This window comes from Plantactinospora endophytica (assembly GCF_016862915.1).
Lineage (GTDB): Bacteria > Actinomycetota > Actinomycetes > Mycobacteriales > Micromonosporaceae > Plantactinospora > Plantactinospora endophytica.
On the sequence record NZ_BONW01000081.1, the window covers coordinates 1 to 1,000 of the forward strand.

The window sequence follows — 1,000 nt, forward strand, 5'->3', positions numbered from 1 at the left end:
TCATCCAGTACTCGCTCTGGTTGGGGTTGGCCGGGTCGGCGATCTTGACCTTGCGGCCGTGGTCGTCGTACCCGACGACGGTCAGGTAGTGACCGCCCTCGTACGAGTGCGCGACGCCGTCGGTGTCGGTGGCGGTGCCCTTGATGTTCACCACGACCGGACGCTTGGCGTCGATGGCCTTGACCACGTCGACCTGGAGCCGGTCCATCTGCTCCGGCTTGGCGGTCTTGTCCGGGATCGCCACCGTGCGGTAGTCCTTACCACCGGCCTTGTTCAGCACCCGGGTGGTGTCCTCGGCCGAGTTGGTACCGGCCTCGGTCGTCCCGAGCTGCGACGCGACGTCGTCCTGAGGCGGGGTGTGCCCCTGCGCGGACAGCGCGATCCGGGTTGCGGCCGGGGCGCAGTAGTAGAAGTTCTCCTGCGCCTTGTACTGGTAGTCGAGAACCTTCGACGGCGCCCGCTTGTCCATGTCGCGGATGTCGGCGGTCACCGACGCCGCGGTCGCCGAACCACCCGGGCTGGGGGTGTCGAGGGCGATGGCGGGGCCGGCGAACGCGCCGCCGACGACGGCGAGTCCGGCGATACCCAGCGCGGTCTTACGGATCGGGGTTTCGGTGATGGCGGGGAGCCATCGGTTGACGAAAGTCATGATGGTCGCCTTCCATTTCCGGGGGTACGACACCACCCACACACGGGGTGGGTCGAAAGGGAAGAACCCGACCAGAGGAAAGATCGGGGGATATGGCACCCGGGCGTGCGGTGGACCTGTGTTCTAACCGGTCCCGCTGCTCCATGGTGCCGGGGGATGTAACCACGACCGGCCGTCCACCATTCCCGGCGGCTCGCCGGCCCGTGGCCCCGCCCGCCAAGCGCACAGGAAGCCTGCTGCTGCGGACGTACGCCGGGTATAACCATGCCGGGCCGGCCGGTGTTCCGCGATCCGCCCCCACCACCGACTCGATCATGACCGAAAACCGGACACCCGGCGTCAGACGGGACG

Annotated in this window: 1 protein-coding gene; it reads right to left on the reverse strand. The window is 68.2% G+C overall.

The genetic code is table 11. The features are described 5' to 3' along the window. Positions 1–649: C39 family peptidase (locus Pen02_RS41410; RefSeq protein WP_203871682.1), on the reverse strand; the 649-nt coding region annotated here is incomplete at its 3' end. Positions 650–1,000 lie beyond the last annotated feature (351 nt).